At 58.0% G+C, this 14,935-nt stretch carries 12 protein-coding genes; 8 read left to right on the forward strand and 4 right to left on the reverse strand.

What is annotated here, in order from left to right:
- Positions 1–36 precede the first annotated feature (36 nt).
- Positions 37–1,641 (reverse strand): tetratricopeptide repeat protein, encoded by a 1,605-nt coding sequence (locus HS103_12290; GenBank protein MBE7513577.1) that lies wholly within the window; start codon positions 1,639–1,641, stop codon positions 37–39.
- 442 nt (positions 1,642–2,083) lie between these two features.
- Here HS103_12290 and HS103_12295 point away from each other — a divergent pair, with 442 nt between their 5' ends.
- The 3 genes from HS103_12295 (at position 2,084) to HS103_12305 (ending at position 4,920) form a co-directional block, all read left to right on the forward strand.
- Complete coding sequence (locus tag HS103_12295; GenBank protein MBE7513578.1) at positions 2,084–2,749, forward strand: glycosyltransferase family 2 protein; 666 nt, start codon at positions 2,084–2,086, stop codon at positions 2,747–2,749.
- 31 nt (positions 2,750–2,780) lie between these two features.
- A complete protein-coding gene (locus tag HS103_12300; protein ID MBE7513579.1) occupies positions 2,781–4,175 on the forward strand; it encodes a glycosyltransferase family 39 protein in 1,395 nt (464 codons plus the stop codon).
- 157 nt (positions 4,176–4,332) lie between these two features.
- A complete protein-coding gene (locus HS103_12305; GenBank protein MBE7513580.1) occupies positions 4,333–4,920 on the forward strand; it encodes a GNAT family N-acetyltransferase in 588 nt (195 codons plus the stop codon).
- A gap of 238 nt (positions 4,921–5,158) precedes the next feature.
- Here the strand turns inward: HS103_12305 and HS103_12310 are convergent, their stop codons facing one another.
- Positions 5,159–6,343: a PAS domain-containing protein gene (locus HS103_12310; GenBank protein MBE7513581.1), complete on the reverse strand. Its 1,185-nt coding sequence runs from the start codon at positions 6,341–6,343 to the stop codon at positions 5,159–5,161.
- Positions 6,344–6,351: 8 nt separating this feature from the next.
- The gene (locus HS103_12315) at positions 6,352–7,038 is read right to left on the reverse strand and encodes a response regulator transcription factor (protein MBE7513582.1); all 687 of its coding nucleotides are present in this window, start codon (positions 7,036–7,038) and stop codon (positions 6,352–6,354) included.
- 239 nt (positions 7,039–7,277) lie between these two features.
- Here HS103_12315 and HS103_12320 point away from each other — a divergent pair, with 239 nt between their 5' ends.
- The 3 genes from HS103_12320 (at position 7,278) to HS103_12330 (ending at position 12,083) form a co-directional block, all read left to right on the forward strand.
- On the forward strand, positions 7,278–8,786 hold the full coding sequence (locus tag HS103_12320) for a hypothetical protein (protein ID MBE7513583.1): 1,509 nt from the start codon (positions 7,278–7,280) through the stop codon (positions 8,784–8,786).
- 273 nt (positions 8,787–9,059) lie between these two features.
- Positions 9,060–10,016, forward strand: a complete 957-nt coding sequence (locus HS103_12325; GenBank protein MBE7513584.1) for a fumarate hydratase — start codon at positions 9,060–9,062, stop codon at positions 10,014–10,016.
- A gap of 18 nt (positions 10,017–10,034) precedes the next feature.
- On the forward strand, positions 10,035–12,083 hold the full coding sequence (locus HS103_12330; GenBank protein ID MBE7513585.1) for an alpha-glucosidase: 2,049 nt from the start codon (positions 10,035–10,037) through the stop codon (positions 12,081–12,083).
- A 41-nt stretch (positions 12,084–12,124) separates the two neighbouring features.
- Here HS103_12330 and HS103_12335 read toward each other — a convergent pair whose 3' ends face one another.
- Positions 12,125–13,159 (reverse strand): zinc-binding dehydrogenase, encoded by a 1,035-nt coding sequence (locus HS103_12335; GenBank protein MBE7513586.1) that lies wholly within the window; start codon positions 13,157–13,159, stop codon positions 12,125–12,127.
- Positions 13,160–13,307: 148 nt separating this feature from the next.
- Between HS103_12335 and HS103_12340 the strand changes: the two genes are divergently transcribed.
- Together HS103_12340 and HS103_12345 are read left to right on the forward strand one after the other, a co-directional pair.
- Positions 13,308–13,718, forward strand: coding sequence for a response regulator (locus HS103_12340; GenBank protein ID MBE7513587.1), 411 nt, complete (start codon positions 13,308–13,310; stop codon positions 13,716–13,718).
- Positions 13,715–14,572, forward strand: coding sequence for a GNAT family N-acetyltransferase (locus HS103_12345; protein MBE7513588.1), 858 nt, complete (start codon positions 13,715–13,717; stop codon positions 14,570–14,572). The genes HS103_12340 and HS103_12345 overlap by 4 nt, the downstream gene beginning before the upstream one ends.
- Positions 14,573–14,935 lie beyond the last annotated feature (363 nt).

Here is a 14,935-nt window from a genome sequence, read left to right on the forward strand (position 1 = left end):
TGGTCTTTGCAGCCCTCACCACTTGGAAAAGGGGTGTTACAGCGGCGGACGGAACGTCCCATTATCAATCTCGGCAAGGCGCTGCGCCGCCAATGTGGAGCGGGTGTTGATGCGCACCGCCCGTTGGAAGGCTTGTTTCGCCGCTGTGTAATCGCCCTGTGCGGCAAGCGCCATCCCCTTCCAATAGAGCGATTCTTCCAAATCTGCCGAGTTCGCCAGCGTTGCATTGGCAAGTTTCAAGACCTCGCCATAATTGCCAGCGTGATAGTACGCCTCATAGGGAGTGAATTGATACCACAAAAAGCGCCAGGGGAGCATCGTCCCGATATTTCGAGCGCGGTCAAAGGCGGTGGCGGCGCGGGCATAATCCCCCTGTAGGACGTATGCCGACCCCAGATTGAACCACGCATAGGGGTTATCTGTCTGGATGGAGGCTTCTTCCTTTGCCTTGCTCAGGGCGAACTGAATGGCATAGTTCACATCCTTGTAGCCGCCCAATACATCGGCAAGTTCCCGTTCACGGTCTGCGGGGTAAATGACGATAAAGACACGGTTGAATTGCTGCCAGCGCGTATCCAGCGAGTCGTAGCTCTCCCAACGATCCCCTAGATAGGTGTCCAAGCCGTGCATTTCGCCCCGTGTGTCGTCATAGCCCTGAATGGTGAGGTAATGCCCAAGCCACCCTTCTTCGGGCAGGGAGTAGCCCTTCTCGATGATCACGGCAAAATTATTGGCGACGATGCGTTTCAGTAGGTCGAGCGTCCCGCCGACGCGCACCAACGCTTTATATGGCGTGCCGCGCTGTGCGTTGAGATACTCGTTGACGAAATTAACGAGTTCCCAGGGGTTCACATTGCGATCTTCCCGATCCGGCTTCAGGTAGTCGATCACCGTATCTTGCCCGCCCGTCCAGCCGAGGTAATTGAGCGCTTGGGTTAGGTTTGCCGGTCCGCAGGTGTTCCATTTTTGTTTGACGAACTTATAGCCAGATGCCTGATAATACGCCGGAACAGGGATGAACGTCGGCGGCGGCAGCGGCGGCAAGGTCGGCGCGAAGGTGGCGGTGGGCGGCGGGAGGAAATTTGCCTCGCCGGGGGTTGGCGTTGCCCCAATCGCGGCAATCACCGGCGTATTCGTCGCCAGCATGGGTGTCACACGGGAGACAAAGGGAAGGCTTGGCGTGAGGCTAGGCGATGGGACGGCGGGAACAACGGCTTCCGCGCTAGGCGGAGACGTTTCTTCCGTCCCTAGCGCAGGGGGATTCCCCAAGAGCGCCATGGCGGTGGCATCGTTGCCCGGATTTGCCGTTGGGAGCGTATCCAACCCATAAACGCGGGTCGGTTTGAAGGCTTCTAAAAGGGGCAAGCGGTTCATCCAAACAACTTGTTCGCTGGTGGGTAAGCTGCGAAACCACGTTGGGAGGATGATCAGGGCGAGAGTAATCAACCCTGTAAAGAGCAGCATTGCCACGCCGGACATGACCAGCGTAAATTTGAGGAGGCTCATGCGTTGAGCATAGCGGGCATCCTCGGCAAGCTCAAGGGCGCTTGGCGCTTCTCCTGCGAGATCGTCGTATAAGGCATATTGCTGCCGTCGATTTTCCCGCTCTAAACGGCGGCGTTCGCGTACCCGTTCGGACATGCCATCCTGTTCTGATCTGAGCCAAAGGTAGCGCGTCATGGTACTTGGTTTTCGGGGCATTGGCAAGATTCAGCGGATGAGTGTTTGGTAGATCATTCGCACAGCGATGTTCGGCACCCCTTGCTTTCTGTGAGACGGCGAGGGGGCAAAGCGCAATAGCGGAGTGCTGCCTTATTTCGCCTTCATCCGGTTGCTTTTGGGGTTGTGTTCCAATTCTGCCAGCCCTAGCGCCTCCAACAGCGGGGGGATGTACATAATTCCATCGTCTGTTCCTCCGCCTGTAACTTCGTAGGGGTGTTTCTCGTACCTTTGCAAAGGGGCAGGCTGTCAGGGGCAGTGCCTTCTTACCTTGCCAAGCCCCCCATCGTTTCGGTATACTGGGGCGGGTATTCTCAGGACAAGGTACAGGTACAGCGCATTGAACTATTCAGTCTCGGTGATCATCCCCTGCTACAACGAAGTAAAAACGATCCAAGAGGTCGTTCAGGCAGTCAAAGACACCGCCATTGCTCACGAGATTATCATTGTTGATGATGGCTCAACGGACGGCACACGTGATCTGCTGACCGCCTATGCCGATGATCCATTGGTGCGGGTGATCCTCCACGATCACAATCAGGGCAAGGGCGCTGCCGTGCGGACGGGCTTTGCCGCCGCCACTGGCGAGATTTTCCTGATCCAAGACGCCGATTTGGAATACGACCCCCGCGATTACCCAAAGCTGCTCCAGCCGCTTCAAGAAAACAAGACGATGGTCGTCTATGGATCGCGTTTCCTCGGCGGTCCGCGCTCCACGATGTTTTTCTGGAACATGATCGCCAACCGCACCCTAACGCTGATCACGAACATCCTCTACAACACGATTCTCAGCGATATGGAAACCTGTTACAAGGTCATGCGGGCAGAGGTCGTCAAGGGGATGCGGTTGCGCTCCCGACGCTTTGAATTTGAGCCAGAGATTACCTCGAAAATCCTCAAGCGCGGCTACCGCATTTACGAAGTGCCGATCTCGTACAACGGGCGTCCCTGGGACGAGGGGAAAAAGATCAAATGGACAGATGCCCCCATTGCCGTCTTTACCCTTGTCCGTTACCGCTTTGTAAATTAACCGCGCCGTGTGAACGGCGGGTGAACCAGATATGATGCGCCGCCGCGCTCTCGCCGCCGTCGTTGTGATCCTTCTGGCGGGGGCGGCGGTACGTCTGCACACACTCAACACCGCCTATCCCTTTCACCCCGACGAGGCGCTCTATGGGACGTATGCCCGCCGCCTCGCCCGCTATGGCGAATACCTCTTCCCCGATGTTCCCCTAGATAAACCGCCCGTTGGGATTATTCTCACCGGTTGGTCGTTCGCCCTTTTTGGCGAAACCCCCTTCGGCGGGCGCATTGCCACTGTCTTTGTCTCGCTGCTCACGCTTGCCGCCTTTTATGCCCTCCTGCACAGCGGAGGGCGCGGCACAATCAAGGACATTGCTCCGATTGCTCTCCTGCTGCTGACCGTCGCCCCCTTCGAGGTCAGCTTTGCCGCCACCCTCTTTCACGATCCGCTGCTCACCCTCTGGCTGATCAGCGCCGCCATGGCGCTGGCACGGCAAAGGGCGGCATGGGCGGGGGCGTTCGCTGCCCTCGCCCTTGCCACCAAACAGAGCGCAATCCAGTTTTTGCCGCTCTACGCCCTGCTTGGAATCAGCATCCGCAGTAAGGTGTTTTCGTGGCGGGATGCCCTTCGCTTTGCCTGTCCTTTGGGGATTGGAATCAGCGCGTTGGCGGTGTGGAGCGCGGCGCGTGCCTTCCCCATTGATTTCTGGACGCTTGGCGTGACGAATCCCGGTGCGCTGCGGTGGATTCGCGCTGAGGAAGTCCTCCCGCGCCTTGCCACTTGGGGGAGCTATGTGGGTGATTCCTTTGGGGGGATTCCCGCCCCATTGCTCTTTTCGGCGGCGGCACTCGTTGCCGCGGTGCGCCATACGGGGCGTTTTCGCGCCGAGGGAGTCGCGGCGGTGGGCGTGCTTGGGACGTTCTTCCTCTATTGGCTGGTCGCCTTCCCCCTCTATGATCGCTACCTTGTGCCGCTCGTCCCGCTGATGGTGATCCTCATGGCGCGGGGAATGTGTCTCTTGCTCGGCGTCCGTCGGGCGCGGTGGGTTGCCCTTGTCGTCAGCCTCGCCATGATCCTGCCGCTTGTCGCCCTCCGGCAGGACTCGGCTGATCTGGGAGTGGCGGGCTTGGCGCGGGCGATCAAAACACGGCTGCCCGCCGAGTCGGTGGTTTGGGATCACTGGCTTGGGTGGGAACTCGGTTGGTACTTAGGCGAACCAGTGGGAATGAAAGTAATTTGGCAGCCGACGCCGGAAGCCTTTGCCCGCGCCGCCTGCGGAACGACGCTGACGAATGGGCATACCTATTTCGCCGCCCCTCTCAACGGCGAACTGGATCGCTGGCGGATGACCTTTGCCGCCTTTGGCGGGCGAATGTCGCTGCTCTACGATCAGGATCGTCTTGTTCTCTACGCGCTGGACTGCACCTTTTGAGGGTCGCCCGCCGTCTGGAATCATGCGGTATCCTTAATCTGGGGGGGTGTGAGGATTTGGAGAGATACAAAGGTGTTGAACAAAAGGAAAGACCTTCACGATGATCACTGATCACGATTTGCCGCCACCCGCTTACGTCCCGCAACCCTTCCCTCCGATGGTCATTGAACCCGTGCAGTTGGAAGGGCGCGTCGTCCGTCTTGAACCGCTCACCCGCGCCCACCTTGAGGGGTTGTGCGCCGTTGGGTTAGACGAATCGATCTGGCGCTATATGGCGGCGATGATTCGCAGCCGGGCAGACATGCACACCTATCTTGAGGCGGCGCTGGCGGGGCAAGTCGCCGGAACGCTGCTCCCTTTTGTCACCGTCTCCCAAGCGACGAATCAGCCCATCGGCAGCACGCGCTATATGGCGATAGACCGCGATGCCCACCGCCTCGAAATTGGCGGAACATGGCTGACGCCCGCCGCACAGCGGACGGGGGCGAACACCGAGGCAAAGTACCTCATGCTCCGCCATGCCTTTGAGACGTTGGGTTGTTTGCGGGTGGAGCTAAAAACGGACGCCCTGAACAGCAAATCGCGGGCGGCGATCCTCCGCATTGGGGCGCGGCAGGAAGGGATTTTTCGCAACCACATGATCAGCCACGATGGGCGCATCCGCCACAGCGTCTACTTCAGCATTACGAATGACGAGTGGGGGGCGGTCAAAGCGCTGTTAGAGGGGTTTATGAGCGGCGGCTGATCACGCCCGCGAACCCTTGCCGCTCCAAGTGTGCGACAGCACCTCACGATTCATCTCGTTATCGTCAACCACAAGGATAAGCGAGGGATCAGACACAGGACGCCTCTTTCTGCAATGACTGGCGCGTTATGTCGTTAAAACCCCAATGGGGCGTCTGATCTCAGCTCGCTTCTTTAGCGGCGGGGTGTTGGGGTTGCGCTCGCAACTGTATTGCGCACCACACCAAAGTATACCGAATTCAGGCGAGGGGAAGGGTGAACAACAAACACGCGCCAGAGGGAATCCCCCCCTCTACCCAGATTCGCCCGCCGTGTGCCTCGATAATGTGTTTCCCAATGGCAAGACCCAACCCCGTCCCCCGCCCCCGCGAGTCCGCCGCGCCGCTGCGCGTTCCATCAACCTGATAGAAACGCTCAAAGACCCGCGTCCGCTCAAAGGGGGGAATCCCCGGCCCGCTGTCTTTGATGCACACCGCAAGATGAGAGGTCGTCTGTGCTGTGCTGATGACTATCTCGCCTTTTTTGGGGGTGAATTTCACCGCATTATGAAAAATATTGTTGATCACGCGCCGCACTTGATCTGGGTCGGCAAGGACGCGCACATCCATCGCCGCTTCGTTGATCACCGTCAGCCCTTTTTCTTCAAATTGGGCTTCCATCATCTCAAGGCTGCGGCTAAGAATATCGCCAAAGGTTGTCTCCACCATGCGCATGATCGCCCGCCCCGATTCAATGGTGCTGAGGTCGAGCAATTCTTGCATCATATGTTGAAGGCTGTCGGTAGCGCTGGCAATCTTCGCCAGTTTCGTTTGGTCGCCTTGTGGGTTTTTGCCAAGATTCTGACGAAGCATCTCCACCAGAAGGCGAATCGAACTGATGGGCGTGCGCATATCGTGGGAAAAGTTCGCCACCATATCGCGCCGCGCCCGTGTCAGGCGGATCAGTTCGGTCACATTGTTGAGGGTTACGACGACGCGGATCACCGCGCCATCGTTCCCGGTATGACGAACAATTCGAGCGCGAAAGGTGAACTGGTCAAGGGTCAACTGCTGGTCAAGGCGCGGCTCACCGTGCAGCGCCGCCGTCAAGTAGCCTTCCAACTCGTGGGAGCGGGTGACGGCAATAAACGACGTGCCGAGGCTGCCCTCCCCCACCCCAAACAGATCGCGTGCCGCCTGATTCAGCCGCCGGATGCGCCGTTCGGAATCCACAACCAGAATCGGATCGTAACTGGCATCGGCAATCTGCGCTGTCTCTTGGTGGGCGCTCTCGGCGTCGGCTTTGGCAAGGCGTTGTTCACGCTCAAGGGTGACAAGCCTCCCCGCAAGGCGTTCCTGCCCACGCCGCGCCCGCTGCCAAAACAAAAACTGAATCGCCCCCGCAAGGGCGAGGGCGATCACGAGGACGGCTGTTGCATCAATCATGGCGGCGGCTAACCCTCAAAACGGTAGCCCACACCGCGCACGGTGACAATGCGCTGCGGGGTAGAGGGATCATCCTCAATCTTTTCCCGCAGCCAGCGGATATGAACATCCACCGTGCGCTTATCGCCAAAGAATTCGTACCCCCAGACTTTCGTCAGGATCAAATCGCGGGAGAGAACCGCCCCCTGATTGCGCATCAATTCTGAGAGCAGATCAAATTCCTTGTGGCTCAGTTGAAGGACATTCGCCCCCCGAAAGGCTTTCCGTCCGGCAAGGTCAATGCGCAAATCGTGGGCGATCAACTCGCTTTGCAAGGCGGGGCGTCCGGGCATCCGGCGTATCATGGCACGAACGCGGGCGAGAAATTCCCCCAAGCCGAAGGGCTTCACAATATAATCATCGGCGCCGCTCTCCAAGCCGACAATCTTATCCACCTCTGCCCCCCGTGCGGTGAGCATGATGATCGGGATGTGCGAGATCGTGGCGTCTTTGCGGATGATGCGGCAGACACTCAACCCATCCAAAATGGGGAGCATGACATCCAAAACGACCAGATCGGGCATCTTGGCACGCACCATCGCCAGCGCCGCCTCGCCATCGGCGGCATGGAATACTTCATAGCCCTCGTCGGTCAGATTTTCCATCAGCGTTTCGGCTAAGGTTGCTTCGTCTTCGACGATAAGGACTTTTGTCATTCGATTCCTACTCCACCCCTTCACTACTTTGGGGCGACTATACCATATCGTTTAGGGAGATGCTAAGGGTGCTGAGGGACGTGCGCCAATCAAAACCGTTGCGTTGTAAGGCTTACCCGAAAAGAGTGACTTCGTGCCACAACCCCCGTGCATCCCTGCACCCTACTGCACCCCGCCTTCCCACTAGGGGAGGTATACTTGCTGCAACAGACCGCTGCGGCAAGGCGTGCGATGACCCTATGACCACCCACCCACCCACCCCTTTATACCGTCCCCCACCCGCGTTCGACCTGCTCCACTTGCCCCTCATTGGGCGGCTGCTCAAGCAGAAACGCGGGCGGTTGTACCTTCAAATACCCCTTTTGGTGGTGGCGCTCTTGCTCGCCTATGATGGCTTCACGGGCGCTCAGCGGGCGGGGGAAAACCTTGCCACCGTTGGCGCATGGGTGCATTACCGAGGGCTGGTTATCCTCGCCCTGTTGTTCGCCGGAAATCTGTTTTGCATGGGCTGCCCTTTTACGCTCCCCCGAACACTGGCGCGGCGACTCTCCAAGAGTGGGCGGCGCTTTCCAAAAGCGCTCCGCACAAAATGGGTTGCCTTTGGCGGGCTTTTCGGGCTGTTTTTCCTCTACGAATGGCTTGACCTCTGGGCAAGTCCGGCGCTGACGGCATGGGTAATTGTTGCCTATTTCCTCAGTGCCTTCGTTTTGGAGGTCGTTTTCACCGAATCGGCGTTCTGTAAGTATGTCTGCCCGTTGGGGACGTTCAATTTTGTCTACAGCACCATCTCGCCCTTCCAGATCAAAGCGAAAGACCCCACCCGCTGCCAAACCTGTGAGGGGAAAGAATGTCTAAAGGGGAGCTATGCCCCCTCCCCCGTGATTCTGATTGACGCGATTACCGATGGCGTGCCAACCCAGACCCACCTTCATGATCGTTCTGGTGTGTTGGGCTGCGGGACGCTTCTCTATGTTCCCCAAATGCGCACCAATCTTGAGTGTACCCTATGCCTCGATTGCGTCCGCGCCTGCCCACACGATAACGTCGCCCTTGCGCTGCGCAGCCCCACCCGCGAACTGCGCGATCCGAAAGCCTACCCCCGCCGTTGGGATGTGGGCTTTTTGTTCGTCGCGCTTTCTTTCATGGGGCTGACGAACGCTTTCGGGATGATCCCGCCCATGTATGCCCTGATGGAAAGCATAGCGCGGGCGACAGGTATCAAGAGTGAAGGGCTGCTTTTGTTCATCCTGTTCGCCATTGGAAACATCGTGATTCCGGCGGCGTTGAGCCTTGCGGCGGCGCGGGCAGCGCTGCGGCTCTCCGGCATGGCAGTTCACGGGCGGCGCTGGCGGAATACCTTCGCCGCCTTCGCCCCCACCTTCATCCCCTTTGGATTGGGAGTTTGGGCGGCACATTACGGCTTTCACTTCCTGATTGGAGCGCAGACGATCATCCCTGTCTTTCAAAATTTTCTTGTCGATCATCGAATTATGCTCTTGGGTGAGCCAAATTGGGCAGTGGGGGCGTTATTCCGCCTTGAGCAAATCGCCGTCATACAGGGCGTGGCGCTGGTTGGCGGCTACCTCGTCAGTATGGCGCTCTCGCGGCGGGTGGCGCTGAAGTTGTTTGGTCGGCGTGGGCTGCTGGCGTGGCTGCCCTACGCGCTGCTCTTTCTGGGAATGTTGATTGCCGCCCTCGCCATTTTGGGGCAGCCGATGGAAATGCGGGGGATGATGACCTTCAATTAGGTTGTGTTGACAGTGTAATCCCAGTGATCCCGCCTAAAGCAGCGGACTGAAAGCAACCACCCCTTCGGGGCTTGGAAACCCTAACCTCCTCCCCGTAAACACAGAAAGAATCTCTCCCCCTTTCCCCGTGTACGGAGAAAGGCGACTGCTGCGCAGTAACCGGGGAGGATAGGGGTTCTGAACCAAAATCATCAACAGAACCTAGCGGTTAGCGGTACAATCCTTCTTTAAACTACTGTTATTTATATGTCGGGAGAGTCTTTTATGTCTACGATGCCTTCCCACGTCACCGATGCGATTCCTTTGGGGCTGGTGGAAGAACTTGCCATTGAGTTAAACAAACGGGCAGCAATGGCGATCCCCCCCGATGTGATGGCACGCTTTGACCAACTAATCGCCTTAGAAACCGAACCCCTCTCCCTTTTGGTCTTGGAGCAAATTAAGGCGAACGCGGAATTAGCAATCAAGACCGGACGCCCCATGTGCGGCGATACTGGACTGCCCCGCTACTACATTAAAGTGGGCAACGACGCCCCGCGCATTGAAGGGGGCATGGTCGGTTTTGAAAACGCCCTTCGGCGGGCGGTGGCGCTGGTGACGAAAACAATGCCCCTCCGTCCCAACCGCGTCCACCCACTGAGCCGCCTCGACCACGACAACAACATCGGGATGCACGCCCCAGAAGTAACCTATACCTACGAGCCGGACGCCGATTGGATCGACATTATCGCCGTCCACAAGGGCGGTTTGTTCGGCAGCGATTACCGAATGCTCTTTCCCAGTGACGGGATCAAAGGGATTAAGCGTTTCTTCCTTGATGTTGTTGCCGAGTTCAACCGGCGTGGGCTTGCCTGCCCGCCCTCAGTGATCGGGATCGGCTTGGGGGGGACGAAGGATACCTGTTTCCGCTTGGGAAAAGAGGCGGCGTGCTTGCGCTATGTGCCGGATCGCAACCCCGATCCGAAGGTTGCCGAACTGGAAGACGAATTGACCGAACTGGGCAACCGTGCAGGCTTCGGTCCGATGGGCTTCCCCGGCGCCACAGCGATTGCCGCCGTGAAGATTGAATGCGCCTATGCCCACACCGGAGGGCTGCCCATGTCTGTCCACCATTTCTGCCATGCCACACGCCGCGCCGTCGTCCGGCTTTACCCTGATGGACGGTACGAATACCGCCCTGATCCGGCATGGTTCACCCCCTATTATCGTCGCACTGCGGTAGAGTGGTAAGAACGGACACGCCTGTTCATGACCATTCTACACAAAACCCTACATGGCACCGTGCAGATCACCATCCTCGATCACCATCTCATCCGCGTTCGCTGGTATGCCGGAACGCAGCCCAATCCGGCAATGTCTCGCACGTGGTCGCTTGTCGATGGGCAAGGGAATGCCCCTCGTGAGGGGTGGGCGCGGTCTGCCGTTGACGATCTCTTTCCGCGCCCAAACATTCCCATCCACGAGAGCGCCGAGGGGTGGACGTTCGAGACGCCCCTCATTCGCGTGCGCGTGCAGCGCGATCCCTTCCAAATCACGTGGACAGAGCCGCACACGGGCGTTGAACTTATGGCGGATGTGCCGGCGCTCTCCCACCGCCGGAGCAAAGCGGGTATTGTTCACACGCTCACCCGCCACCGACAGGATCACTATTATGGCTTTGGCGAGATGAGCGGGGCGCTGGACAAACATTCCCGCCGGATGCGCTTGCGCAATACGGACGCCTTCGCCTACGATGCCGAACATGCCAACCCACTTTATAAGCACATCCCCTTTTACCTCACGCTGCGGGGACTGAACGCCGAGGATAACGATATTGCTGCCTATGGTTTGTTCTACGACACGCCCTTTGATGCCGAATTCGATATGGGCGCAGAGATCAACAACTATTACAGCGATTATCGCTCCGCTCGTTTTGCTGGCGGCGACCTTGATTATTATGTCATTCTCGGCGGGCGCGGGCGGGACTGCCTGCGGAAGGTCGTCAGCGCCTATACAGCACTCACCGGACGAATTCCCCTCCCGCCGCGCTGGACGCTTGGTTACCTCGGCTCAGGGATGCGCTATACCGAGGCGGAGGACGCTCAAACCGCCCTTGCCGAATTCATCACCCTTTGCCAAAAACACGGCATCCCATGCAGCGGCTTTCACCTTTCTTCTGGCTATACAAAGGCGGCAGACGAGAAACGCTACGTCTTTACCTGGAATCGTGTGCGGGTGAACAACCCACAAGGCATGACGAACGCCTTTCATAAGGCGGGGATGGGCGTTATCGCCAATGTAAAACCCGGGATTTTGACGACACATCCGGCATGGGAGAGCCTAACAGCAAAGGGGATGCTCATTCGTGCCTCGGAGAATGATCAGCCTGATCGCGATCTTTTTTGGGGTGGGGAGGCGGGGCATTTGGATTTTACCAACCCCGCCACTTATGGCTGGTGGAAGGACAACATCACTGCACAACTTCTCGATCTGGGCGTCGATCACATCTGGAACGACAACAACGAGTTCAATCTGAACGCCGACGACGCTCGCTGTCACGGCTTTGGGCAGACGACGCCCCTTGCCGCGCTGAAACCGATCCAAACATTCCTCATGGCGCGGGCATCTTACGAGGCACAGATCGAACACGCCCCAGAGAAAACGCCCTTTGTTCTCACGCGGGCGGGCAGCCCGGGGACGCAGCGCTACGCGGCAACCTGGACGGGCGATAACCGTTCGGAGTGGGCGGCGCTGAAATACGGAATCACCACCTGTTTGGGGCTTTCGTTGTGCGGCTTTGCCAATGTGGGGATGGATATTGGCGGCTTTGCTGGCGATCCGCCCGACCCCGAATTGTTCTTGCGGTGGGTGCAGGCGGGGACGTTCATGCCCCGGTTTTGTATCCATTCGTGGCGCAGCGATGAAGGGGAAAACGCCCCCTGGATGCATCCTTCTGTGTTGCCCGCTGTTCGTGATTACATCGGGCTGCGCTACAAGCTGATCCCCTACCTGTATGGCTTGGTCGCTCAGGCAGCGGCAAGTGGTGAGCCGATCATGCGTCCCCTCGTCTATGATTTCCCCGATGATCCGAAAACCCATGCTGAATCGTTCGCCTTTTTGGTGGGAAGTGATCTGCTCGTCGCTCCGGTTGTGGAGGCGGGCGAACGAACGCGGCGTGTCTACCTTCCAAAGGGAGGGGATTGGCGCGATTGGTACGGCGAAACGGTCTACAACGGGGGGCAAACAATCACCCTCGACGCGCCGTTAGAGCGGATTCCTCTCTTGGTGCGGGCGGGGGCGACCATTCCCTTAGAATAACCCTCCGTAAGGGCGCATCTGCGCGTGCGCCCTTACATTTCCTACACTGTCAGGACGATCTTCCCAAACACATCCCCGCGTTCTAAGGCGATGTGCGCTGCGGCTGCCTCGGCTAAAGGGTAGACCGCGCCGACTTTCGGCGTCAACTTTCCGGCAAAGATCAGGTTCATCACCGTGATGAAATCACGGCGCGGCGCCATCGTGCTTCCAATCAAGCTGATCTGTTTGGAAAAGACATAGCGCAAATCAAGCTCCATGAGCGCCCCACTGGTGTTTCCCACCGTCAGAATGCGCCCGCCACGCTTCACCGCCCGGATGCTTTGAAAGTATGTATCTTTGCCAACATTATCGACGACGACATCCACGCCCGCCCGCCCCGTTAGTTTGTAGACCGCCCGCGCCCAATCGGGGTCAAGGCTGCGGTCAATGAGGTGATCAGCGCCGAGGGCGGCTGCCTCCTCTAATTTTGCCGCGCTGCTGCCAACGACATAGACGGTTGCCCCAGCATATTTGGCAATCGGGATGCTGGCGCTGTTCACCCCACCGCCTGCCCCAACGATCAAGACGCTCTCGCCCGCACGAAGTCCCCCCCGCGTGATCAGGCTGTGCCACGCCGTCAAAAAGACGAGTGCCGCTGCTGCTGACTCGTTATAGCCAACATGATCGGGAAGTTTAAGGACATTTCGAGCGGGGACGCAAACATACTCGCAGTACGTTCCAGACATATCCTCACCGAGGATGCGAAACTCTGGAGCAAGGTTTTCGCGCCCTTCCCAAAGGGGATCGTAGCCTTCAAGGGTGATCCCCGGATTGATCACGACGCGATCTCCAACGGCGATCCCCTTCACCCCCCCACCGAGGGCGTCAATCTCGCCAGCGGCATCGGCGCCTAAGATGTGTGGGAGGGTAAGTTTGATGCCCTCCCACCCGTTGCGCACCCAAATATCAAGGCGGTTGAGCGCCGCCGCCCGCACGCGCACACGCACCTCACCCGCTTGGGGCGTGGGAGTGGGAAAATCCTCTATGTAACGCAGTTGATCAACCCCACCGTGCGCCTGAATAATGACTGCCCGCATTGGTGAAAATCCTTTTGGTATGGTCTCTCGAAAGGGGAAGTGTACTCCCTTTGGGAATGTCGCGTCCATTCACACCCACCCGCCGGAATTCAGATTGTAATTGGGCTATGATCGCGGCAGACGCAAAATCACCCTATACTAAATGACTATGGCATACATTCTTGTGATTGAAGACGATCCCCACACTGGGCGACTGGTGGAAAAACTGTTGACGCGGGCGGGACACCGCGTCATCATTGCCGAGACGGGCGAAGCGGGGTTGATGCACGCCTTCGAGACGCCGCCCGATGCGTTCCTCATTGATCTGGGGTTGCCCGATATTGATGGGCAGACGGTCATTGCCCTGCTGCGGCAAGAACCCAATTTTATGACGATGCCGCTCATCGCCTTCACCGCTTACCCAGAGGCGAACGCTCGTCAACTAGCACGCGCTTACGGTTGTACAGGGGTAATTGTCAAACCCATTGATTCGCGCTATTTTGCCACCCAAGTTGAATCCTTTGTCCATCCGCCCATCTCCCCCCAAACAGATGCAGAAAAGGAACTCCCCCCCTCGTGAGTATTGCCACATCATCGAGTCATCTTTGCCTGCCTGCCAGCCACTACAGTATGGATAAATTGGCGACAATCTATAACGCCGCCCGGGTCGATTACATTGTCCCTATGCCCATGAACGGGCGGCGCATGGCAGACTACATCCGCTGCTATGATATTGATCTTGGCGCGTCGCTTGTCAGCCTTGATAGCGAGGGGCGCGAGACGGGAATCATCATGCTTGGTGTGCGCGGCGGGCGAACGTGGATCACCCGCTTGGGCATTATCCCGACAACGCGCCGCAGCGGGGTTGGGCAGTTTCTCATGGAGCAGGTATTGGCACGCTCACGGGCACTTCAAGCCACATCTGTCCAATTGGAGGTGATTGAAGGGAATCGCCCTGCCCACGCATTGTTTGTCAAATTGGGGTTCCAAAAGGTGCGTGATCTGTTGGTGATTCGCCGCCCGCCCGGGCAGCCTCTGCCGGTCTTTGCCCCCACAAACGCTCAACTATTCATGACCGATTCCGACGAGATTCCCTCCCTTCTCAGCCGCCGCGACCACACACCGGCATGGACGGAGGAAAAGCGCTCAATTCTCAATGCGGGGAGTGTGCAAGGCTTAGGTATCCTCCTTGATGGGACAGAGGCTGGCTGGATTATCTATCAGCACCTCCCCTTTCAAATGAGTCACCTTGTTATGAGTCCCAACGCTTCCGAGGCGATGCATCAGGCGCTTTTGTACCACCTGCATAAACAACACCCACTCCAAGAGACAAAGGTGGAAAACCTCCCCCTCGACCATCCCACATGGGCGGCTTTTCAGGCGTTCGGCTATGTCGAGGAATTCCGCCGGATCGGAATGCACCTTGTTTTTTGATCGCTTACCCCCATCCCTTGCGGTGGCGGTTTTCAGCGCAGCACGTTAGTGCCAGGGGTACTTAGTCACTCACCTTACGCAGTTGGGTTTGTTCACCCCGTATTCGTCGAAAGGGGCAGTTTGAGGGGGAAGCCCCCTCAAAAAAGTGCATTCCCCCTCTCCCGCGTGGCGGGAGAGGGGTTAGGGTGAGGGTCTGTGCCTAAGGTGAGTTAGTCGTCTAGTAGTCGATCAAGAGGTAACCATAGAAAAAGACAGTCCTCACCCCCTCGCCCGCAGAATTTCTCCCCTTTCCCTGTGTACGGGGAAAGGCGGCGGGGGATAGGGGTTCTTTTAGAAATCTTTCTGACGGACTACTAGTCACAA

Source organism: Anaerolineales bacterium (assembly GCA_015075625.1).
GTDB lineage: Bacteria > Chloroflexota > Anaerolineae > Aggregatilineales > UBA2796 > UBA2796.

Excerpts from the sequence above, each read along its gene's own strand:
- HS103_12290 (MBE7513577.1), bottom strand. The coding sequence starts at position 1,641 with ATGTCCGAACGGGTACGCGAACGCCGCCGTTTAGAGCGGGAAAATCGA.
- HS103_12300 (MBE7513579.1), top strand. The coding sequence starts at position 2,781 with ATGATGCGCCGCCGCGCTCTCGCCGCCGTCGTTGTGATCCTTCTGGCG.
- HS103_12305 (MBE7513580.1), top strand. The coding sequence starts at position 4,333 with ATGGTCATTGAACCCGTGCAGTTGGAAGGGCGCGTCGTCCGTCTTGAA.
- HS103_12310 (MBE7513581.1), bottom strand. The coding sequence starts at position 6,343 with ATGATTGATGCAACAGCCGTCCTCGTGATCGCCCTCGCCCTTGCGGGG.
- HS103_12315 (MBE7513582.1), bottom strand. The coding sequence starts at position 7,038 with ATGACAAAAGTCCTTATCGTCGAAGACGAAGCAACCTTAGCCGAAACG.
- HS103_12320 (MBE7513583.1), top strand. The coding sequence starts at position 7,278 with ATGACCACCCACCCACCCACCCCTTTATACCGTCCCCCACCCGCGTTC.
- HS103_12325 (MBE7513584.1), top strand. The coding sequence starts at position 9,060 with ATGCCTTCCCACGTCACCGATGCGATTCCTTTGGGGCTGGTGGAAGAA.
- HS103_12330 (MBE7513585.1), top strand. The coding sequence starts at position 10,035 with ATGACCATTCTACACAAAACCCTACATGGCACCGTGCAGATCACCATC.
- HS103_12335 (MBE7513586.1), bottom strand. The coding sequence starts at position 13,159 with ATGCGGGCAGTCATTATTCAGGCGCACGGTGGGGTTGATCAACTGCGT.
- HS103_12340 (MBE7513587.1), top strand. The coding sequence starts at position 13,308 with ATGGCATACATTCTTGTGATTGAAGACGATCCCCACACTGGGCGACTG.